The 22,326-nt window shown below is 66.9% G+C and carries 19 protein-coding genes and 1 pseudogene; 11 read left to right on the top strand and 9 right to left on the bottom strand.

The features are described from left to right. Nucleotides 1-103: 103 nt before the first annotated feature. Both ahcY and QP165_RS19155 read right to left on the bottom strand, forming a co-directional pair. On the bottom strand, nucleotides 104-1,537 hold the full coding sequence (gene ahcY / locus QP165_RS19160; RefSeq protein WP_333996845.1) for an adenosylhomocysteinase: 1,434 nt from the start codon (nucleotides 1,535-1,537) through the stop codon (nucleotides 104-106). A 178-nt stretch (nucleotides 1,538-1,715) separates the two neighbouring features. Continuing rightward, nucleotides 1,716-2,276 carry a YqgE/AlgH family protein gene (locus QP165_RS19155; protein ID WP_056024705.1) on the bottom strand — a complete coding sequence of 187 codons (561 nt, stop codon included), beginning with the start codon at nucleotides 2,274-2,276 and terminating at the stop codon, nucleotides 1,716-1,718. 112 nt (nucleotides 2,277-2,388) lie between these two features. Here QP165_RS19155 and QP165_RS19150 point away from each other — a divergent pair, with 112 nt between their 5' ends. From QP165_RS19150 to QP165_RS19140, 3 genes are all read left to right on the top strand, one after another. After that, nucleotides 2,389-2,868, top strand: coding sequence for a peroxiredoxin (locus QP165_RS19150; RefSeq protein ID WP_056024702.1), 480 nt, complete (start codon nucleotides 2,389-2,391; stop codon nucleotides 2,866-2,868). Between the two features lie 86 nt (nucleotides 2,869-2,954). Further along, nucleotides 2,955-4,406 carry an AMP nucleosidase gene (locus tag QP165_RS19145; RefSeq protein WP_056024699.1) on the top strand — a complete coding sequence of 484 codons (1,452 nt, stop codon included), beginning with the start codon at nucleotides 2,955-2,957 and terminating at the stop codon, nucleotides 4,404-4,406. Between the two features lie 78 nt (nucleotides 4,407-4,484). Further along, the gene (locus tag QP165_RS19140) at nucleotides 4,485-5,036 is read left to right on the top strand and encodes a hypothetical protein (RefSeq protein WP_333996843.1); all 552 of its coding nucleotides are present in this window, start codon (nucleotides 4,485-4,487) and stop codon (nucleotides 5,034-5,036) included. Nucleotides 5,037-5,149: 113 nt separating this feature from the next. Here QP165_RS19140 and QP165_RS19135 read toward each other — a convergent pair whose 3' ends face one another. Beyond that, the gene (locus tag QP165_RS19135) at nucleotides 5,150-6,982 is read right to left on the bottom strand and encodes a M2 family metallopeptidase (protein WP_333996842.1); all 1,833 of its coding nucleotides are present in this window, start codon (nucleotides 6,980-6,982) and stop codon (nucleotides 5,150-5,152) included. A 160-nt stretch (nucleotides 6,983-7,142) separates the two neighbouring features. Next, nucleotides 7,143-7,904 (bottom strand): alpha/beta fold hydrolase, encoded by a 762-nt coding sequence (locus QP165_RS19130; RefSeq protein WP_056024696.1) that lies wholly within the window; start codon nucleotides 7,902-7,904, stop codon nucleotides 7,143-7,145. Between the two features lie 379 nt (nucleotides 7,905-8,283). Between QP165_RS19130 and QP165_RS19125 the strand changes: the two genes are divergently transcribed. Further along, nucleotides 8,284-8,880 (top strand): YitT family protein, encoded by a 597-nt coding sequence (locus tag QP165_RS19125; RefSeq protein WP_333996841.1) that lies wholly within the window; start codon nucleotides 8,284-8,286, stop codon nucleotides 8,878-8,880. Between the two features lie 133 nt (nucleotides 8,881-9,013). On the opposite strand, the gene QP165_RS19120 is transcribed toward QP165_RS19125, so the two are convergent. Next, nucleotides 9,014-10,042, bottom strand: a complete 1,029-nt coding sequence (locus tag QP165_RS19120) for an aspartate-semialdehyde dehydrogenase (RefSeq protein ID WP_333996840.1) — start codon at nucleotides 10,040-10,042, stop codon at nucleotides 9,014-9,016. 196 nt (nucleotides 10,043-10,238) lie between these two features. Further along, complete coding sequence (locus QP165_RS19115; RefSeq protein WP_333996839.1) at nucleotides 10,239-12,599, bottom strand: S9 family peptidase; 2,361 nt, start codon at nucleotides 12,597-12,599, stop codon at nucleotides 10,239-10,241. A gap of 261 nt (nucleotides 12,600-12,860) precedes the next feature. Here QP165_RS19115 and QP165_RS19110 point away from each other — a divergent pair, with 261 nt between their 5' ends. Continuing rightward, the gene (locus QP165_RS19110; RefSeq protein WP_333996838.1) at nucleotides 12,861-13,556 is read left to right on the top strand and encodes a DUF6975 family protein; all 696 of its coding nucleotides are present in this window, start codon (nucleotides 12,861-12,863) and stop codon (nucleotides 13,554-13,556) included. Nucleotides 13,557-13,600: 44 nt separating this feature from the next. On the opposite strand, the gene bla is transcribed toward QP165_RS19110, so the two are convergent. Further along, nucleotides 13,601-14,470, bottom strand: coding sequence for a class A beta-lactamase (bla, locus tag QP165_RS19105; protein ID WP_333996837.1), 870 nt, complete (start codon nucleotides 14,468-14,470; stop codon nucleotides 13,601-13,603). 136 nt (nucleotides 14,471-14,606) lie between these two features. Between bla and QP165_RS19100 the strand changes: the two genes are divergently transcribed. From QP165_RS19100 to QP165_RS19080, 5 genes are all read left to right on the top strand, one after another. Continuing rightward, the gene (locus QP165_RS19100) at nucleotides 14,607-15,461 is read left to right on the top strand and encodes an AAA family ATPase (protein WP_031394950.1); all 855 of its coding nucleotides are present in this window, start codon (nucleotides 14,607-14,609) and stop codon (nucleotides 15,459-15,461) included. A 73-nt stretch (nucleotides 15,462-15,534) separates the two neighbouring features. Continuing rightward, entirely contained in the window at nucleotides 15,535-16,998 is a 1,464-nt protein-coding gene (locus tag QP165_RS19095) for a hypothetical protein (protein ID WP_333996836.1), read from the top strand. A gap of 58 nt (nucleotides 16,999-17,056) precedes the next feature. Continuing rightward, entirely contained in the window at nucleotides 17,057-17,602 is a 546-nt protein-coding gene (locus QP165_RS19090) for a CHAP domain-containing protein (RefSeq protein WP_056024674.1), read from the top strand. 63 nt (nucleotides 17,603-17,665) lie between these two features. After that, the gene (locus tag QP165_RS19085) at nucleotides 17,666-18,844 is read left to right on the top strand and encodes a vWA domain-containing protein (RefSeq protein WP_333996835.1); all 1,179 of its coding nucleotides are present in this window, start codon (nucleotides 17,666-17,668) and stop codon (nucleotides 18,842-18,844) included. A 93-nt stretch (nucleotides 18,845-18,937) separates the two neighbouring features. Continuing rightward, nucleotides 18,938-19,240, top strand: a complete 303-nt coding sequence (locus QP165_RS19080) for a hypothetical protein (RefSeq protein ID WP_333996834.1) — start codon at nucleotides 18,938-18,940, stop codon at nucleotides 19,238-19,240. 90 nt (nucleotides 19,241-19,330) lie between these two features. Here QP165_RS19080 and QP165_RS19075 read toward each other — a convergent pair. Beyond that, nucleotides 19,331-20,469: pseudogene (locus QP165_RS19075) on the bottom strand (anhydro-N-acetylmuramic acid kinase). Between the two features lie 211 nt (nucleotides 20,470-20,680). Between QP165_RS19075 and rimO the strand changes: the two are divergent. Beyond that, complete coding sequence (rimO, locus tag QP165_RS19070; protein ID WP_333996833.1) at nucleotides 20,681-22,009, top strand: 30S ribosomal protein S12 methylthiotransferase RimO; 1,329 nt, start codon at nucleotides 20,681-20,683, stop codon at nucleotides 22,007-22,009. A gap of 39 nt (nucleotides 22,010-22,048) precedes the next feature. On the opposite strand, the gene QP165_RS19065 is transcribed toward rimO, so the two are convergent. Beyond that, the gene (locus QP165_RS19065; protein ID WP_156350623.1) at nucleotides 22,049-22,195 is read right to left on the bottom strand and encodes a lmo0937 family membrane protein; all 147 of its coding nucleotides are present in this window, start codon (nucleotides 22,193-22,195) and stop codon (nucleotides 22,049-22,051) included. Nucleotides 22,196-22,326: the final 131 nt, after the last annotated feature.

The raw sequence follows: 22,326 nt of genomic DNA, 5'->3' as shown, positions 1-22,326 counted from the left end.
GAACCCGGCAGGATCTGGACGGTATCACTCGCCCCAGAACGACAAAGGCCGCGTCCACCTCCCGGTAGACGCGGCCCCGTTGCGCGGTCGATCGCGTGGGCGATCAGTAGCGATAGTGATCCGGCTTGAACGGGCCTTCGACGGGCACGCCGATGTAACCGGCCTGCTTGTCCGACAGCTTCGACAGCTTCACGCCGAGCTTTTCGAGGTGCAGCGCCGCGACCTTCTCGTCGAGATGCTTCGGCAGGACATAGACTTCGTTCTTGTAGTTCTCGCCCTTCGTCCAGAGCTCGATCTGCGCAAGCGTCTGGTTGGTGAACGAGGCCGACATCACGAACGACGGGTGACCGGTGGCGCAACCGAGATTCACGAGGCGACCCTTCGCCAGGATGATGATCTGCTTGCCGTCCGGGAACTTCACCAGGTCGGTGCCCGGCTTCACCTCGGTCCAGTCATAGTTGGACAGCGCGGCGATCTGGATCTCCGAGTCGAAGTGACCGATGTTGCAGACGATCGACATCGGCTTCATCGCCTTCATGTGATCGGCGGTGATGACGTCGGCGTTGCCGGTCGCGGTGCAGAAGATGTCCGCGCGCTTCACGGCGTCTTCCATCGTCACGACCTCGAAGCCCTCCATCGCCGCCTGCAGCGCGCAGATCGGATCGACTTCGGTGACCATCACGCGTGCCCCGCCGTTGCGGAGCGACTGCGCCGAGCCCTTGCCGACGTCACCGAAACCGGCGACGCAGGCGACCTTGCCCGCGAGCATGACGTCGGTCGCGCGACGGATCGCGTCGACCAGCGACTCCTTGCAGCCGTACAGATTGTCGAACTTCGACTTGGTGACCGAATCGTTGACGTTGATCGCGGGGAACGGCAGCTCGCCCTTCTTGGCGATCTCGTACAGGCGGTGAACGCCGGTGGTGGTCTCTTCCGAAACGCCCTTCAGGTTCTTGACGGTTTCGGTCAGATAGCCGGGGTTCTTTGCGACATACGCTTTCAGCGCACGCTGCATCTCGACCTCTTCCTCGTTCTCGGGCTCGGGCATCGTGTGGCCGGCCTCGAGCTTGGCGCCCCAGAGTGCGAACATCGTCGCGTCGCCACCGTCATCGAGGATGATGTTGGCGGTCTGGCCTTCTACGTCGCGATCCCACGAGAAGATGTCGCCGACATAGTTCCAGTAATCGGCGAGCGTCTCGCCCTTGATCGCGAACACCGGCACGCCGGTCGCGGCGATCGCGGCGGCAGCATGGTCCTGCGTCGAGAAGATGTTGCACGTCGCCCAGCGGACGTCGGCACCGAGCGCGGTCAGCGTCTCGATCAGCACCGCGGTCTGGATCGTCATGTGCAGCGAACCGGTGATCCGCGCGCCCTTGAGCGGCTGCGCTGCGCCGAATTCCTCGCGGAGCGCCATCAGGCCCGGCATTTCGGTTTCGGCGATGTTGATCTCGGCGCGGCCGAAATCGGCGAGCCTGAGGTCGGCGACGACGTAATCGGTCTTGCCGTCCGTCTTCTGGGGCGCGAGCGTGGTGGCCACGAGGATGTCTCCTGGAAATCTTTGATCGGCGAGCCTCATGCCCGTGCCGGATGCGCCGCCGCATAGAGGATCGAGCGCGCCAAATCAAATATAAAGATATCTTTATATGACGCCCGAAAGCCCGAGGATGGTCCTAAAGCACCCAAACTTTCCTCCCCCGCCAGGGGGAGCGATCCAGTCAGGCCCGCCCCGTCTCCGCCACCAGCAGCCGCGGGTCGACTCCCGCCTTGGCGAACGCGCTCGTCCAGCGGTCCTTCGCCGCGGTCTCGAACAGCAGGTCGGTATCGCCTGCGACGTTGAACCAGCCGGGGCGGGACAGTTCGCCCTCGATCTGCCCGCCGTCCCAGCCCGCATAGCCCAGCGCGACCACCCACTGCGACGGCCCCTTGCCCTCGGCGATCGCGCGCAGCACGTCGACCGTACCCGACAACGCCCACAGCCCGGCGACATCGATCGTATCCTGCCCGCCCCAATCGCGCGAATGCACGACGAAGCCCCGCCGCGGCTCGACCGGTCCGCCGAAATGCACCGGTGCGTTCGGCGCGTCGCCCGGCGCGATCTCGAACTGCTCGAGCAAATCGTGGAAACCCAGGCCGTCAATCGTCGCCCCCAGCCCGATCCCGATCGCACCCGTCGCATCGTGGCTGCACATCGCGATGACGGCGCGCGCGAACCGCGGGTCGCTCATGCCGGGCATCGCCAGCAGGAATTGTCCGGAAAGAAAGGCCGTCTTGTCCATGCTTTGTCACATAGCGACGCGGACCCTCAGCCGCCACGCTTGAAATCGCCATGCCGCCATCCGAGGTACGGGTCCGCTCCGAGACCTTCTCGCGACATCCAGGAGATTATCCATGACGATCAGCGTCGGCGACCGCCTTCCCAACACCAAATTCGTCAAGGCCACGGCCGATGGCCCCGATCAGATCGAGTCCGAGAGCTTCTTCGCGGGCCGCAAGGTCGCGCTGTTCGCCGTCCCCGGCGCGTTCACGCCGACCTGCTCGGCCAAGCACCTGCCGGGCTTCGTCGAGAAGGAAGCCGCGCTGAAAGCCAAGGGCGTCGACGAGATCGCGTGCACCTCGGTGAACGACGCGTTCGTGATGGACGCGTGGGGCAAGTCGGCGGGCGCCGGCGACATCACGTTGCTCGCCGACGGCAATGGCGACTTCGCCAAGGCGATCGGCCTGACGATGGACGGCTCGGGCTTCGGCATGGGCACGCGCAGCCAGCGTTATTCGATGATCGTCAACGACGGCGTCGTCGAGCAGCTCAACGTCGAGGCCCCGGGCGAGTTCAAGGTCAGCTCCGCCGAACACCTGCTCAGCGAGATCTGATCCGTTTCGATCCTCCCCCGCAAGGGGGAGGATTTGGCGTCGCCCGACGTCTTGCCTCCGTAACCTGCCCCGCGTAACACTGCGCGATGACAATCGCATCCGATCTGGTCGCAGAACTCGACCGCCTCTACCGCGCCTCCGTCGCGCGTCTTCAGTCCGCCATGAGCGCGTATATCGCCGACGGCACCGTGCCCGATCCGGCCAGCCGCAGCGACGGCGCGTTCGCCTATCCCGAGATCCGCCTGATCTACAAGGGTGGCGTCGACCGCCCCACGCCGCTGCGCTCGTTCGGGCGGATGGTGAGCCCCGGAGAATACCGGATCAGCGTCACCAAACCCGCGATCTTCGCCGATTATCTGACCGAACAGCTCACGCTGCTGATCGAGGATTACGACGTCGACGTCGAGGCGGTCGAGGGGCGGCAGGAGATCCCCTTCCCCTATGTCATCGATCCCGGCCACGCGCTCAGCCTCGACGAGGTGTCCGCGACCGAGCTCGCCCGTTTCTTTCCCGCCACCGAGCTCGCGCATATCGGCGACGAGATCGCCGACGGCCTCTGGGTCGCGCAGGACGCTATCCGCCCGCTCGCGCTGTTCGACGGGCTTCGCACGGATTTCAGCCTCGCGCGGCTGCGCCACTATATGGGCACGCCCGCCGAGCATGCGCAGCGCTTCGTATTGTTTACGAACTATCACCGCTATGTCGATGAATTCGTTCGCTGGGCGGGGACGCAGCTCGGGCCGAAACCGGATGGAACGCCAAGCCGCTTCACCAGCCTGTCGGGCGCGGGCGGGATCACGATTTCGTCGGGCGACGACATCGACAAGATCATCTCCGACAGCGCATGGCGCCGTCACCAGATGCCCGCCTATCACCTGATGGCGGACGACCGCACCGGCATCACGCTCGTCAACATCGGCGTCGGGCCATCCAACGCCAAGACGATCTGCGACCATCTCGCGGTGCTGCGTCCCGAGGCGTGGCTGATGATCGGGCATTGCGGCGGGCTGCGCCCCAGCCAGCGGATCGGCGACTATGTGCTCGCGCATGCCTATCTGCGCGACGACCACGTCCTCGACGACGTCCTTCCTCCCGAGATCCCCGTCCCCGCGATCGCCGAGGTCCAGGTCGCGATGGCGAAGGCCGCCGAGATCGTCTCGGGCCAGTCGGGCGAGGATCTCAAGCGCCGCCTGCGCACGGGCACGATCGTCACCACCGACGATCGCAACTGGGAATTGCGCTACTCGAAGTCGGCGCTGCGGTTCTCGCTCAGCCGCGCGGTCGGCATCGACATGGAATCGGCGACGATCGCCGCGCAGGGCTATCGCTTCCGCGTCCCCTACGGCACGCTGCTCTGCGTTTCGGACAAGCCGCTCCACGGCGAACTGAAGCTTCCGGGCCAGGCCAACCGCTTCTACGAACGCGCGATCAGCGAGCATTTACGGATCGGGATCGAGACATGCGAGCAATTGCGGCTCGAGGGCGCCAAGCTCCACAGCCGCAAGCTGCGTGCGTTCGACGAACCCCCGTTCCGCTGAGCCAAGGCGTCATCGACGGAGCGGATCGGGGCGCAATGCGTTACGCATCCGGAATCATTTTCATCAGGGAGCATAGCCGTGGCTGACACCGATACCCCCGATACGGACGTCAAGAAGCCCGTGACGCGCCGCCGTGCCCCCCGCAAGACGGCGGCCCCGGCAGCCGGCAAGGTGGCACCCAAGGCGACGCCGAAACCCGCGACCGCGGCCAAGCCCGTTGCTGAAAAGCCCGTGGGTCCCACGCCGCGCAAGCCCGCCGCCAAGCCTGCGCCCAAACCGCGCTCGACGAAGCGCAGCACACCGCGGCCATCCTCGGCACGCAAGCCGATCGCGAAGTCGCCGATCGCCACCGCAACCGACAAGGTCGGCGGCAAATGGGGTGCGGCCGCGATCGCCGGCGGGGTCGCGATGATCGGCGCGGCCGCCGCGCTCCTCACGCTGCGCGGCAGCACGCCGAAGGACGCCCCGGCTCCGAAGGCCAAGGGTAAGGGCGCGCATCAGGCAGACGGCACGGATCTCGTCCAAGTCGTTCGAGTCCGGCATCGCCGACGCCGGCACGATCCCCGAATAATCGCCCCAGCGCTCCCGCGCTCACCGCGGCGAAGGCCGGCGCCCCCTCCGTCATCCTGACGCAAGTCAGGACCCAGAGCCAGGCACGCCGCCCTGGGCACGTCCGGATTCGCCGCCCTCCGTCACGACAACGGAATGATGACGAATCCGCCAAGCCCAGCCGTGACAGCCGCTCACCAACCCGTAGGCTTGCCCTTGTTCTGCACGTCGAGCCACGTCTTGAGCGGCTTGAAATACTCGACCAGCGCCGCGCCCGACATCGCGCGGCTGCCGGTGAACACCTGCAGCGCATCGGGCCACGGCTTCGACTGCCCCATGCTCAGCATCGCGTTCAGCTTCGTGCCGACTGCCTTGTTGCCGTAGAACGAGCAGCGATGCAGCGGCCCCTTCCACCCCGACTGGTCGCACGCCGCCTTGTAGAACTGGAACTGCAGCACGCGCGCGAGGAAGTAGCGCGTGTACGGTACCGCCGCCGGGATATGGTATTTCGCGCCCGCGTCGAACTTGGTCTCGTCGCGCGCGACCGGCGGCTTGATCCCCTGATATTGCAGCCGCATCTGGTCCCACGCTGCCTGATAGCCGGTCGTCGGAATCTGCCCCGAGAACACGCCCCAGCGCCATTTGTCGATCAGCAGCCCGAACGGCAGGAACGCGACCTTGTCCATCGCCTGACGCAGCAACAGGCCGATATCCTTGTCCGCGCTCGGCACCTTGGCCTGGTCGAGAAGTCCGATCTTCACGAGATAATCGGGCGTGATCGACAGCGCGACGGTATCGCCGATCGCCTCGTGGAACCCGTCATTCGCACCGTTCTTGTACAGCATCGGCTGCGCCTTGTACGCGCGCTGATAGTAATTGTGGCCAAGCTCGTGATGGATCGTGACGAAGTCGTCGGCATTCACCTTGGTGCACATCTTGATCCGGATATCGTCCAGATTGTCGATGTCCCACGCCGAGGCATGACAGATGACGTCGCGGTCCGCGGGCTTGGTGATCTGCGACCGCTTCCAGAATGTCTCAGGGAGCGGCGCGAAACCGAGCGACGAGTAGAACCCCTCGCCCTGCTTGACCATCTTCACCGCGTCATAGCCCTTGGCCTTCAGCAGCTCGCCGGTATCGAACCCGAGGTCGCCCGCGCCCTTGGGGGCGACGATGTCGTAGATGTTGCCCCATTCCTGCGCCCACATGTTGCCGAGCAGGTCGCTGCGGATCGGGCCGGTCTTCGACTGGACCGCGTCGCCATATTTCTCGTTGAGCTTCCACCGCGTATAGGTGTGCAGCGCCATGTAGAGCGGCTCGACCTCTTTCCAGATCTTGTCGGTCAGCGCGGCGAACTGCTCGGGGCTCATGTCGTAGCCCGACCGCCACAGCGCGCCGACATCCTTGTAGCCGAGCTCGCGCGCGCCCTCGTTCGAGATCGCGGTCATCTTGGCATAGTCGCCGCGCATCGGTGCGCCGACCGCGTCGTTCCAGCTCGTCCACATCTCCTGCAGCTTGGCGGGATCGCGGCTCTCGCCCATCGCCGCCTCGATGTCGGAGCCGTTGATCGGCTTGCCGTCGAGCGTCCCCATGCCCTTGCCATAGGAGGACGACATCTTGGTCGTCAGCATCGACAGTTCGTCCGACGCCCCCGGCCGCGTCGGCGCGGGCAGCGTCAGCCCCCCACGGAGCAGGTCGAGCTTGCGCTTGGTGTCGACCGACAGGCCCGGGACATTGGCGTATTTCGCCGCACCCAGCGCATATTTGACACCGAGATCGGTCATCTCCGCGCCCGACTTCGCCGCCAGCGCATCGGTGTCGTCGGTGATGTAGGTCGCGTTCACCCACGCCACGCGCGCCGCGTCGACCGACCGCGCGGCAAAGACCTTCTCCGCCTCGGCGACGAACGCATCCGCCTGCGCGGCGGTCGGGCTGGACGTGGCAGCGGTGGCCTGGGCAACCGCCACCGACGGCACGGCGCACAGCGCGCCGGCGAGAGCAAACATCGAAACGCTGAAACGAACCATCATCATCCCCTTATCGTAAGGCCCTGATGGATGATCCGCCGCCAGATGGTCAACCCGCCAGCCACGCCCTCCCGTCATCCTGACGAAAGTCAGGACCCAGAGCCAAGCCGTACCGCCCTCCGCAACCCTGGGTCCTGATTTTCATCAGGATGACGGAAACTTAGCCCGCAAGGAAATCCGCAATCGCCTGGCCAAGCTCGGGCTTCACCACCGCGCTCATATGCCCGCCCGGCGTCGCGACATAACGGCCATGCGGCAGCACCGCGGCGAGGTCCGGTGCCGAGCCGTTATCCTCGTCCTCCGCGCCGCAGACGACCAGCGCCGGCTGCTCGATCGCCTTGACCGCCTCGATCGGCGTGTCCGCGAATGTCTCGAGGATCCCGAGCAGCGCGACCGGATCGCCGCCTGTGGTCTTCAGAAACGCCTCGGCCAGCCATTCAGGCGTGCCCTGAACATGCTTGCCCAGATTGCTGAGAATGTTGCGAAAATGCCCTGCACGCCGCGACGTCTCGGTCAGCCCGGCGAGCCCCATGCCCGAAAAGATCACGCGCCTCGGCGTCGCGCCCGTCGCGAGCATCCGCGACGTCGTCCGCGCGCCGAGCGAATAGCCGCCGAGGTCATAGTCGGTGAGCCCGAGATGATCGACCAGCGCATGGCCGTCGAGCGTCAGCGCATCCGCCGGATAGAATTCCAGCCCGTGCGGCTTGCCGCTCTCACCGTGCGCGCGCAGGTCGGGCATGATCACGCGGAACCCCTTGGCCGCGATCTTGGCGGCATGGCCATAGCGGATCCAGTTGGTCTTCGCGTCGGAGAAATAGCCGTGGATCAGCACCACCGGCCGCCCCTCGCCGACCTCGCGCCACGCGATCCGCGTGCCGTCGAAGCTCTCGAAATACTGCGTCTCGGTCGGGGAATGTGCCACGGATCCAGATCCCTGTCGTCGTAGGATGTCGCCGCCCCCGTCCGACACACGCCCCCTTGCTGTCAACCGCCACGAAGAGACGCGCTCCGAGGAGTATCCGCGCCCCACCCCCACGTCATCCTGACGAAAGTCAGGACCCAGAGCCACGGATGCGGCGCGTGGTATCCTGGATCCTGACTTTCGTCAGGATGACGAGCGCTCATCGTTATGGCCCCGCCACACGACGGCATCACAAAAAGGGGTAGTGTGACGCGCAAACTTCTCTAGCTATGGCGCAAGGATCGCGTCGGACGATTCACCGAGGATGCGCGAAGGGCCCGACCAAGGACCCGCAATGCCGCCATCTGCCAACGCCACCCTCCCCTTAGCCACCCTTCCCTTGGGACGCCCGCACAGCATCGCGGAGGATTTCTACGCGCTCGTCATCGGCTGCATCCTGCTCGTGATCGGGCTGGTCTTCCTGAAGGCGGCGGGGCTCGTCACCGGCGGCGTTGCCGGGATCGCGCTGCTGCTGTCCTATCTGGTGCCCTTGCCGACCGGCGTGCTGTTCACGCTGATCAACCTGCCCTTCTTCCTGTTCGCGCATTACGCGATGGGCCGCCGCTTCGCGATCAAGACGATGCTGGTGAATGCCGGCATCGCCGCCTTCTCGACCTTTGCGGGCGGATCGATGCACGTCGACCAGATGCACCCGTTCTTCGCGGCGGTCGTCGGCGGCACGGTGATCGGGCTCGGCATCCTCGTCCTCGCGCGGCATCAGGCCGGGGTCGGCGGCACCGGGGTCGTGACGCTCTGGCTGCAGCGCACGCGTGGCTGGAATGCCGGCCGCACGCAGATCGCGCTCGACGTGGTAATCCTAGCCGCGGCGATCCCCGTGGTCAGCACGGGCCAGCTCGTCTGGTCGGTACTCAGCGCGGCGGCGATCAGTTTGATCCTGATCGCCTGGCACCGGCCGGGACGGTATATCGGCCATTGATCGCCACCGACCCTCTTCGTCATCCCGGGCTCGACCCGGGACCCAGAGTATCAAGCGCGACAGCTATGGCCCTGGGTCCCGGGTCGAGCCCGGGATGACGGGAGGGCGGCACAGCCTCCCCCAGATCAGTCCCTTACGCGTCCTTCTTCAGATGCCGTCGACCGAGCAGCTCGGCGATCTGCACCGCGTTCAGTGCCGCGCCCTTGCGCAGATTGTCCGACACGCACCACAGGTTGATCCCGTTCTCGACGGTCGAATCCTCGCGCACGCGGCTGATGAAGGTCGCGAATTCGCCGACGCATTCGATCGGCGTGATATAGCCGCCATCCTCACGCTTATCGATCAGCATGACCCCGGGCGCCTCGCGCAGGATATTCTGCGCCTCCTCGGCCGAGATCTCGTTCTCGAACTCGATGTTGATCGCTTCCGAATGGCCGACGAACACCGGCACGCGGACGCAGGTCGCGGTGACCTTGATCTTCGGGTCGAGGATCTTCTTGGTCTCGACCACCATCTTCCACTCTTCCTTGGTCGACCCGTCGTCGAGGAAGCTGTCGATGTGCGGGATCACGTTGAACGCGATCTGCTTGGTGAACTTCTTGGCCTCGGCCGGGTCGCCGACGAAGATGTTGCGGCTCTGCTCGAACAGCTCGTCCATGCCCTGCTTGCCCGCGCCCGACACCGACTGATAGGTCGCGACGACGACGCGCGTGATCTTGGCGGCGTCATGCAGCGGCTTGAGCGCGACGACCATCTGCGCGGTCGAGCAGTTCGGGTTGGCGATGATGTTCCGCACCTTGTAGCCGTCGATCGCGTCGGCGTTCACTTCGGGCACGATCAGCGGCACGTCCGGGTCCATCCGGTAGAGCGACGAGTTGTCGATCACGGTGCACCCCGCCGCGGCGAACTTCGGCGCGTAGACCGCGGTTGCCTCCGACCCGATCGCGAACAGCGCCATGTCCCAGCCGGCGGGGTCGAAATTCTCGATATTCTGGCATTTGATCTGCTTGCCGGTGTCGCCATAGTCGACCATCTCACCCTGGCTGCGCGACGATGCGACGCAGGCGATCTCGTCCGCGGGAAATTCGCGCTCCGCCAGGATGTTGAGCATTTCGCGCCCGACATTGCCGGTCGCCCCTGCGACCACGATCCGATAACCCATCACACTTCTCCGATTGCACCCGCCCCGCCGGGGTTTGCGCGCGTCCTTAAACGTCTCGAACGACGCCCGCCAGATAACTTTATTTCGTCGGTGGCAAGCCAGCCACCCCCGTCATCCTGACGAAAGTCAGGATCCAGAGCCCCGTACGTCACCGCTCATGGCCCTGGATCCTGGGTCGAGCCCAGGATGACGGAGCTTACTGAACCGGCTTGTCCTTCACCGTCCGGTCGAGGAAGTTGAGGATCGTCCCCCAGACATGCTCGCTGATCCCCGGCCCCGCGACGCGGTGCGTATAGCCGGGGTAGAACATCATCTCGAACGGCGTCGCGGTCGCCTGCATCTTGGCGGCCACCTTGGTCGAATTGTCGAGGAACACATTGTCGTCCGCCATGCCGTGGATCAGCAGCAGCGGATCCTTGATGAGCGGTGCATCCTCGACCGCCGCCGACGTCGCATAGCTAGCCGGATCGGTCTTCGGGTCGCCCAGATACCGCTCGGTATAATGCGTGTCGTAAAGCTGCCAGTCGGTGACCGGCGCGCCCGACACCGCCGCAGCATAGACCCCCGGCGTCTTCTCGAGCATCTTCAGCGACATGTACCCGCCGTACGACCAGCCATAGGTCGCGATCTTGCTCGGCTCGACGAACGGCAGCGTCTTCAGATACTCCGCCCCGCTCAGCTGGTCCTCGACCTCGACCGTCCCCATCGCGTGATAGATATGGTCCTCGAACTTCTTGCCCCGGTTGTACGACCCGCGATTGTCGATCTGAAAGAAGATCCAGCCCTGATCGACGAGATATTGCGGCAGCGGCCCCTGCCAGCCGCGCGTGACCTGCTGGCCGGTGCCCGGGCCGCCATAATGCTGGAAGAAGACGGGGTATTTCTTCCCCGGCTCAAGCGGCGGGGTGATCATCTCGTAATAGAGCGTCGTGCCGTCCTTGGCCTTCAGCGTGCCGAACTTGGTCTGCTGATGGCTCGCGGCATAGGGGTAATAGGGATGCCCCTCCTTGACCGCATTCTCGTTGATCCACGAGATCCGCTTGCCGGCCGCATCCGCCAGATAGACCTGCGTCGGCTGTGACGGGTTCGAGCGCGAGACGATGAACCGCGTTCCCGCAGCGTCCATCGTCGCGCTGTTCCACCAGCCGCGCTCGGTCAGCCTGGTGATCGCATTGGGTTTGGCGACGTCGACCGAATAGAGCTGCTGCTCGAGCACGTCGTCCTTGTTGCCCGTGAAGAACAGCCGCCCCTTCGCCTGGTCGACACCGACCAGTTCGGTCACCACCCAGTCGCCCTTGGTCAGCTGCGTCCAGCGCCCCGCCGCAAACCGGTAGAGATGGCCATAGCCGCCGCGCTCCGACCGCCAGATCAGGCTGCCGTCGTTCAATACGCGGTACGCGTCGGACAGGTTGAGCCAGCTCTTCACCCCCGATTTCTCGGTGAACAGGATCGTCGACTTGCCCGTCGCGGGGTCGACGCGGAGCATCTCGAGCAGCTTCTGATCGCGGCTCTGGCGTTGCACCAGCAGCATCGTCCCGTCGGGCGTCCAGTCGACGCGCGCGAGATAGATGTCGGGGTTGGTCCCCAGATCGACCTTCACCTGCCCCGACCCGTCGGGCTTCATCACGTAAAGCTCGACGAGTGCGTTGGGCGTTCCCGCGGCGGGATAGCGCTGGTCATAGACCTTGGTCCCGGTCGCGCCGATCGACGCGCGCGTGAAGATCCGCACCGGCGCCTCGTCGAACCGCTCGACCGCGACATAGCGCTCGTCGGGCGACCACCAATAGCCCGTGCGGCGGTCCATTTCCTCTTGCGCGACGAATTCCGCCTCGCCGAAATGCACGGTGCCGCCGCCGCCCTTGGTGACCGCGCGCGCCTCGCCACCGCCGAGCGGCTGGACGACGAGATTCTGGTCGCGGACATAGGACACGAACCCGCCCTTGGGGCTGATCACCGGGTTCAGCTGCCCGCCGGGCTTGTCGGTCAGCCGGCGGACCTTGCCGTCGAGCGTCGCGATGTACAGGTCGCCGTCGAGCGGCACGAGGATCGACTTGCCGTCGGGCGCCCAGTCATAGGCGACGATGCCCTTCGACCCGGCGATCCGCGCCCGCTCGCGCTGCATCTTCTCGGCTTCGCTCAGCTCGGCGCCGCTGCCCACGCTCTTCGAATCGACCAGCATCCGCTCCCGCCCGGTCGCCGTATCCACCGCCCACAGGTCGAAGCGCTCCTTCTCGTCGGTCCGGTTGCGCAGCGACGTCAGCAGGCTGCCATCGGGCGACAGGCGAACCGCACGTGGCTGGGGCCCCGACAGGTCGGGATTGGCGAACACGCGCGCGAGCGTGAGGCCACCGGGTGCACCGACCGCCGGACCGCCCGCGTCGACGCCCGTCTCGCCAGTCGGCGCGGGGGTCTGGGCGGGAATCTGGGCCGGGGTCTGCGCGGAAGTCTGCGTCGGGGACTGCGTGCCCGCCGGCGTACCCGTCTGCGGCGCGTCGTTAGCGGCCATGGCGGCGGATCCGACCGAAGCAAGTGCAAGCCCGAGCAACCATGTACGCATCCTGTAGTCTCCGAGGGAACAGCCGCGACGGACGGCCGGCAGCGTGCGCGTTATCGCGGTGCACCCCGCCGACGTAAAGCCGGTTTCGCGCCGCCTGCCACGGGGGCCGCTGCGGGTTGCCGGGGAGCCGACGTCCCGGTGCGCCCTCATGGTTACACGCTGGTTAACGCCGCATACACCTCGTCTTTACGCGCCCTGCTCCAAGGCATTGATACAGGACGGTGCGTATGGGGCGCATGCGGTTGGCACGACCGGGGCATCATGGATTTGACGACGGCATTCGACGGAAAGGGCGGCGACGCGAAGGGCAATGCCTGGACCGTCGTCGTGCGCCTCGGTGACGCCGATGGCAGCAGCGCGCATCCGCACCTCCGCCGGCTGCGCGCGGCGGTCGCCACCCCGCTCCCGGTTCCGCTCCAGCGCACGCTGTCGGATGCGGTCCACGCGATCTGCGACGTGCACGGCCGCTTCCCCGGAATGATCGAGGACGCGCTCGCGCACGCGCGGCAGCCCGAGGCGCTGCCCTGGATCGAGATCGCAGCGCGCAGCTTCGCTGCCGAGCGCACCTTCCTCGCGCAGCTCACCGCCGCGGTCGGCCCCGTGCCGTCGACGCCGGGCCAGGCCGAGACGGAGGCAGCACTCGCGGGGCTGCGTCATGCGCTCGGCATGCTGGGCGGCTCGGGCCGTGCGGGCTGTGCGAGCGGGGCGATCGCGGCGCTGCTCTACGACTGGGTCGCGGTGCGCGGGGTCCTCGATGTCGCGGCATCGCGGCTCGAGGTCGACGCGCCGGCACTCTCGATCCCGACCCCCGACGACTGCGCCGCGATCGTGCCGCGGCTCGGCACCGGCGCGGGGCGCGAGCGCGCGATCGCGTTTGGCGCGCAGCAATTCTACGCGCAGCACCGTGGCCTCTGGTCACTGCTCGAAGCCCGCGCCAGCGCGCGCGGCGACATCTAGGCCGCTCCCCGCAGCGATCCCCAGGCCGCTCCCCGCGGCGATCGTCAGGCCAAAGTCGCCGCCACCGCGCGACCGATACCCGCAAACAAAGCCGCGAACTGCGCCTCGACCGGCGATCCCCCCCGCGTATAGACGCTGACCACGATCGCCACGCCCGGCCGCGGCCAGACCAGCGCGATGTCCCCCGCCGCGTCGCGTCCGTTGTTGCCCGTCTTGTCGCCGACCGCCCAGCCATCGGGCAGCCCCGCGCGCAGCCGGTTGTCGCCGGTCCGGCATCCCTTCAGCCACGCCACCAGCGTCGCGCGCGATCCCGTCGACAGCACCGGACCCAGCGTCAGGGTTTCGAGGATCGTCGCCATCGACCGCGCCGTCGTCGTGCTGCGGATTCCGCCGGGCGGGGTCCGGTTCAGGACCGGCTCGACATCGTCCAGTCGCGTCACGTCGTCGCCCAGCGCGCGCCAGAACCGCGTCATGCCCGCGGGACCGCCAATCTCGCGGAGCAGGATATTGGCGCAGCTATTGTCGCTCTGCTCGACCACCGCGCGGCACATCTCGCCGACCGACATCGCCCCGCGCGCCAGGTTCGCGCGCGCGACCGGGGCATGCCAGTCCTGCATGTCCGCGGCGTCGAGCCTCAGCCGGTCCGCCAGTCGCGCACGCCCTCGATCGACCTGCGCGAGCACGCACGCGGCGAGCGACGCCTTGAACGTGCTGCACATCACCATCCGTTCGTCGGGTCGCCACGCGATCGTCCGCCCCGTCGCGACGTTGCGCGCATACACGCCGACATGCCCGCCGGTCGCCGCTTCATACGCCGCGATCACCGCCGGCGCGCCGGACCCGCGCGCCGTCGCCGGCCCGGTCAGCGCCACCGAAAGCCCCGCGACGAACGTCCGCCTGTCGAGCCTCTGCATCACGACCTTTCCTCCTGATCCACCGACCATAGCGGACCGCGGGGCCCGGGACCATGCTGCGGCCCATACTGCGCCTTGCGCATCGCCCCCATCACCCTCTATCCATACCCGTAATTCGAATCTGACGGGAACTGGCATGAAGCGTTTCGAGGGCACCCAGAGCTATGTCGCCACCGACGATCTGAAGGTCGCGGTGAACGCCGCGGTCACCTTGCGGCGCCCGCTGCTGATCAAGGGCGAACCCGGCACCGGCAAGACCGTCCTCGCGTACGAGATCGCCAAGGCGCTCGGTGCGCCGCTGATCGAGTGGAACATCAAGTCGACCACCAAGGCGCAGCAGGGGCTGTACGAATATGACGCGGTCGCCCGCCTGCGCGACGGCCAGCTCGGCGACGAACGCGTCCACGACATCGGCAACTATATCCGCAAGGGCAAGCTCTGGGAGGCGTTCACGCAGCCCGCGCCGCCCGTCCTGCTGATCGACGAGATCGACAAGGCCGATATCGAGTTCCCCAACGACCTGTTGCAGGAACTCGATCGGATGGAGTTCCATGTCTACGAGACCAAGGAAACCGTCCGCGCGGTCGAGCGACCGATCGTCATCATCACCAGCAACAACGAGAAGGAGCTGCCCGACGCGTTCCTGCGCCGCTGCTTCTTCCACTATATCAAGTTTCCCGACCGCGACACGATGCAGGCGATCGTCGACGTCCACTTCCCCGGTATCCAGCGGATGCTCGTCTCGCGCGCGATGGACCTGTTCTACGACGTCCGCGACGTCCCCGGGCTCAAGAAGAAGCCCTCGACCTCCGAGCTGCTCGACTGGCTGAAGCTGCTGCTGCACGAGGACATGCCGCTCGAAACGCTGCAGAACCGCGATCCGACCAAGGCGATCCCCCCGCTCCACGGCGCGCTGCTCAAGAACGAGCAGGACGTGATGCTGTTCGAACGCCTCGCCTTCATGGCGAAGCGGCAGAAGAACCAGGGCTAGGCGCAGGCGCGGCACGGCGGGCGCCACAGTCCGACTCACGCGCCTTTAACGAGTGCCGGCGCATAGGGTGGCGGTGCGCACGTCCGCCTGCCTTGCCGCCATCCCGTCAGCGGCGCGTCTGTCGCTTGCCGCGATCGTCGCGCTTGGCTTCGCGTTGCGGATCGTCTCCGCGCGCGGCGGACTGTGGATCGACGAGGCATGGTCCGCGGTGCTCGTCGACCGCGCGGCGACACCGCTCGGCGTGTTCGTCGCGATCAACCACGACAACAATCATTATCTCAACAGCCTGTGGATGCTCGCGCTCGGCTTCGGCGCCGACCCGCTGGCGCTGCGCAGCCTCTCGATCGCCACGGGGACGCTCACGATCCTCGTCGCCGCCGCGATCGGCGCCCGCCGGTCGACGCGGCATGCCCTGGTCACCGCGCTGCTGTTCGCGATCTCGCCGATCCTCGTCAATTACGGCAGCGAAGCGCGCGGCTATGCGCCGATGCTGCTGGCGGCGACCACGGCGATCCTCGTCGTCGGACGCTGGCTCGAGACGCGCGCGCCGACGCGCCCCGTCGCCTGGACGGTCGGCGCGCTCACGCTCGTCGGCCTGCTCGCGCAACTCACGATGCTCTTCGTCACCGTCGCGATCGGCGCATGGATCGCGCTGACGCTCCGCCAGGCATCGTCGACCCGTGCGGCCGCTATCGCGACGGTGCGCGTGATGGCGCCCAGCATCGTCGCGGTCCTGCTCGTCTTCGGGCTGCTGCTGGGCGCCGCCGCAGCGAGCACGACCGGACTTCAGGTCGGCGACTATTGCCCGTTCGCATTCTCGAGCCTGTTCGCTGCGATCGGTGTCATGATCGCCACGACGATCGGCGCGACCGCGCTCCCGGGCTGGGCGATCGCGGCGGTCGCGCTCGTCGTTCTGGGCGGAGTCTGGCACGCGCTGCGCCGGGATCGCCCGATGGCCTGGTTCCACGCGGTCGCAATCCTCGGCCTCCCGACCGGCTTCATCCTGATGCACGTCGCCAATAGCGGGATCCCCCGCTATTTCCTGTTGCCGAGCATCGCCATCCTCCTGCTCGTCGGCGACGCGATCGCCGACCTGTTCGCGCGCGGATCCGCCAAGCGGATCGCAGGCGCGGTGCTGCTCGTCATGCTGACGCTCGGCAGCCTCCAGTCGGTCCGCACCGAAGCCACGCGGCGCCGCGGCGACATCGATGCCGCGGTCATCCGGATGCGTGCCGAGGCACCCGCGGGCACGACCGTCCATGTCGACCATCTGCGCTCGGTCGCCGCGTTGCGCGTCGCGGCCGCCACGCATCGCTATCGTCTCGCCATCACCGACGACTGCAGGCCCGCGCGCTTTGCGCTGGTCGACCTCGAGACCGGCGCGCCCGCCGAATCGATCGTGACGCGGTGCGCGCGCCGCTATGCCCACCGACTCGTGCGCCGCGGCGGCATGCTGTCGGGGACCGACTGGGCGTTGTACGACTTGGCTATGCCACGGTTCGTCGAACATGATCGACATCAACGAGGGTCATGGTGAATAGCGTTAACCTTGTGCGGCAACGTGCTGGTCATGTCCTCGCCATTAGGGTCGGCGCATGTATCGCTTTCCCCGACTTCTCCTCGCCGCAGCGATAGCGGTCGGCACCGGGTCCGCCGCAGGCGCGTCGCTGCTCGATTATGTCGGCCAGTGCGTTCCCTTCGCGCGCGCCGCGTCTGGGATCGAGATCTATGGCGACGCCTGGACCTGGTGGCGCCAGGCGGACGGCCGCTACCAGCGCACGCACGCGCCCAAGGTCGGCTCGGTCATCGTCTTCGCCAAGACCGGCCGGCTGCCGATGGGCCATGTCGCGGTCATCAGCCGCGTTGTCGAGAAGCGCGTCGTGATGCTCACCCACGCCAACTGGTCGCGCCAGAACGGCGAGCGCGGTCACGCCGAACAGGACGTGACGCTGTTCGACGTATCCCCGCATAACGACTGGAGCCGGGTGAAGGTCTGGTACAAGGACGTCGACGGGCTCGGCGGCGGGATCTACCCCGTCTACGGCTTCATCCACGGCGATGCGCGCCCCGCGGCCGAACTGACCAGCCGCAATCCCGATTATGTCGGCGCGTTGATCGACGCCTACGTCCCGGGCAGTTGACGCCGCATACCCGATACTCGATTCCGCCTCGACTTCGGGCGGCGGGATCGGCAGGGTGCAACGATGTTCCTGAACTTTCTCGACGAACTGCGCAGCGCGGGCATCGCCGCCAGCCTCAAGGAGCATCTGCTCCTGCTCGAGGCGCTCGACGCCGAGGTGATCGAGCGGACGCCCGAGGAGTTCTACTATCTCTCGCGCGCGGTTTACGTGAAGGACGAGGGGCTGCTCGACCGCTTCGACCAGGTCTTTGCCAAGGTCTTTCGCGGGCTCGCGACGAGCTATGGCACGACGCCGACCGACATCCCTGCGGACTGGCTGAAGGCGGTCGCCGAGAAATTCCTCACTCCCGAAGAGATGGCCGCGATCGAGTCGCTCGGGTCGTGGGACGAGATCATGGAGACGCTCAAGAAGCGGCTCGAGGAACAGCAGGGCCGGCATCAGGGCGGCAACAAATGGGTCGGCACCGGCGGCACGTCGCCGTACGGCAATGGCGGCTACAACCCCGAAGGCGTCCGTATCGGCGGCGAGAGCCGGCACAAGCGCGCGCTCAAGGTCTGGGATCAGCGCGAGTTCCGCAACCTCGACAACACGCGCGAACTCGGCACGCGCAACATCAAGATCGCGCTGCGCCGCCTGCGCCGCTTCGCGCGCGACGGCGCCGCGGACGAACTCGACATCGACGGCACGATCGCGGGCACCGCGCGACAGGGCTATCTCGACATCGTCATGCGCGCCGAACGCCGCAATGCGATCAAGATGCTGCTGTTCCTCGACGTCGGCGGCTCGATGGACCCCTTCGTCAAGCTCTGCGAGGAACTCTTCTCCGCCGCGACGACCGAGTTCAAGAACCTCGAATTCTATTATTTCCACAATTGCCCGTACGAGGGCGTGTGGAAGGACAATACGCGCCGCTTCGCCGAGCGGACGCCCTTGTGGGACGTGCTTCACAAGTTCGGCCACGACTACAAGCTCGTGCTCGTCGGCGATGCGTCGATGAGCCCGTACGAGATCACCCACCCCGGCGGCTCGGTCGAGCATTTCAACGAGGAGCCCGGCGCCGTGTGGATGCAGCGCCTGACGACGACCTATCCATCCGCGGCATGGCTCAATCCCGTGCCCGAGGCGCAATGGGGATATTCGCAGTCGGTCCGCATCATCCGCGAGCTGATGACCGACCGGATGTACCCGCTGACGCTCGCCGGCCTCGACGACGCGATGCGCGAACTGACGCGCAAACGCTGAGCCGCGCCGCTCGCTGGCCGGCTTGATGACCGTAACGGAACCGTGACGGACCCGGTCTGTTTAACCCGCATCATCCCTGTGCGAGGAATATTTATGTCGTCTATCCCGAACTCCGCCATGCCGCATGCCAAGGTCAAGCATGACGACGACGTCGCACCGCCCGCCAAGGGCGACTGGATGGACGACGCGACCGATGCGGCAAAGGCCGGCATCGCTACTGCGACCGACGCGGTGAAGTCGCACCCCAAGACCGCGATCGCCGTCGGCGCGACGCTGGTCGCCGGCATCGCCGCCGCGATCGCTGCGCCCGCGCTGCTCTCGAAGGATGCGCCGGAAAAGAAGACCCCGCCAAAGCCGGCCCCGAAGAAGCCCGCCAAGCCGAAGAAGTCGCACTGATACGCGCGTCCGGCCCCCGGCCGGACCGACCGTCGCACCACCCCGGAATCCGGGGTGGTCGCGCCGTGACATCCGAAACACCCGCGACGTTCAGACCCGGTCGACCACCCCGCCGGTCATCGCTACCGGCGCGCCCGTCGTCCCCGGAAAGCTGATCGGCAGCCCCTTGAGCGTTCGCACCGCCATATAGGCGAAGCCCTCCGCCTCCAGCGCATCGCCGTTCCACCCGAGCGTATCGGTCGACTCGACGACCAGCCCGGTCGCGGTCGCGATCATCCCCAGCATCGTCGGATTGTGCCGCCCGCCACCCGCGACCAGCAGCCGCTTCGGCCGCGCGGGCAGATGCCGCACCGCGTCCGCGACCGTCGCCGCGGTAAACGCCGTCAGCGTCGCCGCGCCATCCGCCGCCGCCAGCCCGCGCGCGGGCTGGATCGTGAAATCGTTGCGATCCAGCGACTTGGGCGGGGGGCATCGAAGAACGGGTGATCGAGCATCGCTGTCAACACCGTCTCGTCGACGCGCCCCGCCGCCGCGAGCGCGCCGCCCGCGTCATAGCGTGCGCCCGTCTCCGCTTCGACCCAGCTGTCGATCAGGCCGTTCGCCGGCCCCGTGTCGAACGCCACCAGACCATCGCCCGCCGCCGACCCGCCGGCGCGCTCGGGCGACATCTCGCGCGAATCCTGCGCGTCGCCGGGAATGAAGGTGATGTTGCCGACCCCGCCAAGGTTCAGCACCGCGACCGGTCCGTCGAGCGCCGCCGCCAGCGCCGCATGATACACCGGCAGCAACGGCGCGCCCTGGCCGCCCGCCGCGACATCCGCCGACCGGAAATCGGACACCGTCGTGATCCCCGTCGCACGCGCCATCGCCGCACCGTCGCCGATCTGCCAGGTCCAGCCGCGATCGGGGCGATGCGCGATCGTCTGTCCGTGAAACCCGATCACGTCGATCTCGGCAGCGGCCACGCCCGCATCCGCGAGCAGCTTGTGAACCGCGAACACGTGCGCGCGCGTGATCAGGTCGCCCGCCGCGACGATCGGCGGGCTCGCGCGCGGCCGCTCGAAGGTCAGCGCCATCCGCGTCGCCTCGGCGAGCTGCGCGCGCGCGGCATCCGAATAGGGTTCGCCGCGAAACGCGATCGCGCGCACCTGCTGCTCGCCATCGGTCTCGATCAGCGCCGCATCGATGCCGTCGAGCGACGTTCCCGACATCAGTCCAATAGCCAGCATGCCCAACCCCTTCGCGCGAGACCCAGCCGGCGCGCGTCCCCTCCCATGCCGCCGCACCCGATCGAAGTCGAGCAACGCGGCCGTGGAATGCGGCAGGCGCCCCCGTTTCCGCGCCTGCATCGCGGCGCCGCCGCCGCGTGACCTGTCCGCGCACGGCCTTTTCGCAGCTGCCTAGAAAAAACCGAACTTTGCGCCTATGTGCGCGGCTCCCATGGCAACCATACTCCCCACTCCGCCCAAGATCGGCATGGTCTCGCTCGGCTGTCCGAAGAATCTCGTCGACAGCGAGCGGATCCTCACGCAGCTGCGCGGCGACGGCTATCAGATGTCGCCCGACTATGCCGGCGCCGACGTCGTGCTCGTCAACACCTGCGGGTTTCTCGACTCGGCGAAGGAGGAAAGCCTCGAGGCGATCGGCGAAGCCATCGCCGAGAATGGCCGCGTCATCGTCACCGGCTGCATGGGCAAGGAAGCCGACGCGATCCGCGCGCGCTTCCCGCAGGTGCTCGCGATCACCGGTGCGCACGAATATGAGCAGGTCGTCGGTGCGGTGCACGAGGCCGCCCCGATGCCGCCCTCGGCGTTCCTCAACCTGATCCCCGACGCCGGGCTCAAGCTGACCCCGCGCCACTACAGCTATCTGAAGATCTCGGAGGGCTGCAATCACCGCTGCTCCTTCTGCATCATCCCAAGCTTGCGCGGCGATCTCGTCAGCCGCCGCCCCGACGCGATCCTGCGCGAAGCCGAAAAGCTCGTCGCCGCGGGCACGAAGGAGCTGCTCGTCATCAGCCAGGACACGTCGGCGTACGGCGTCGACCTGCGCCACTCGGTGTGGCCGCTCAAGGGCGGCGGCGAGGTCCGCGCGCATATGACCGATCTCGCACGCGAGCTCGGCAAGATCGCGCCGTGGGTGCGGCTGCACTACGTCTATCCCTATCCGCATGTCGACCACGTCATCCCGCTGATGGCGGAGGGTCTCGTGCTGCCTTATCTCGACATCCCGTTCCAGCATGCCGCACCCTCGGTGCTGCGTCGGATGAAGCGGCCGGGCAACGACGCCAAGGTGCTCCAGCGCATCCACAAATGGCGTGAGATCGCTCCCGACATCACGATCCGTTCGACCTTTGTCGTCGGCTTCCCCGGCGAGACCGAGGAGGATTTCCAGTATCTGCTCGACTGGCTCGACGAGGCGCAGCTCGACCGCGTCGGCGCATTCCGGTTCGAACCCGTCGAGGGCGCCGCAGCCAACGCGTTGCCCGACCACGTGCCCGAAGAGCTCAAGGAAGAGCGGTACGCCCGGATCATGGAGAAGACCGCGGCCATCTCGGCGGCCAAGCTGCAGGCCAAGATCGGCCGCACGCTCGACGTGATCATCGACGTGGTCGACGACGAAGGCGCGACGGGTCGTTCACAGGCGGATGCACCCGAGATCGACGGCGAGGTCTTCCTGCGCGATGCCGGTCACCTGACCGTCGGCGACATCGTGCCGGTGACGATCGAGGACGCCGACGACCACGATCTGTACGGCGTCCCCGCCTGACGCGCTGGTCCCCCCGCGGAAGCGGGGGAGACCGGGACTTCAGACGACGTTGCGACCGGTGAACAGCTTCACCAGCACGACGACGACCGCGATCACCAGCAGGATGTGGATGAGCCCGCCCGCGACATGGAAGGCGAATCCCGCCAACCAGAGGATCAGCAGGATGACGGCGATGGTATACAGCATGAGTTCGTCCCCTCGGTAATGACAGGCTTGCGGCCCTATATCGAAACGCCGCTGTAACGACCCCTGTTCCGGCGTTTTGCCGGCCATTCTGTAACCCCTTCAACGGACACGTGATTAATATCGCGGCGTTG

This window comes from Sphingomonas sp. 22R3R2A-7 (assembly GCF_036856055.1).
Lineage (GTDB): Bacteria > Pseudomonadota > Alphaproteobacteria > Sphingomonadales > Sphingomonadaceae > Sphingomonas.
Note: the sequence above shows the minus strand (reverse complement) of the source record. Positions and strands in the feature narration are given on the sequence as shown.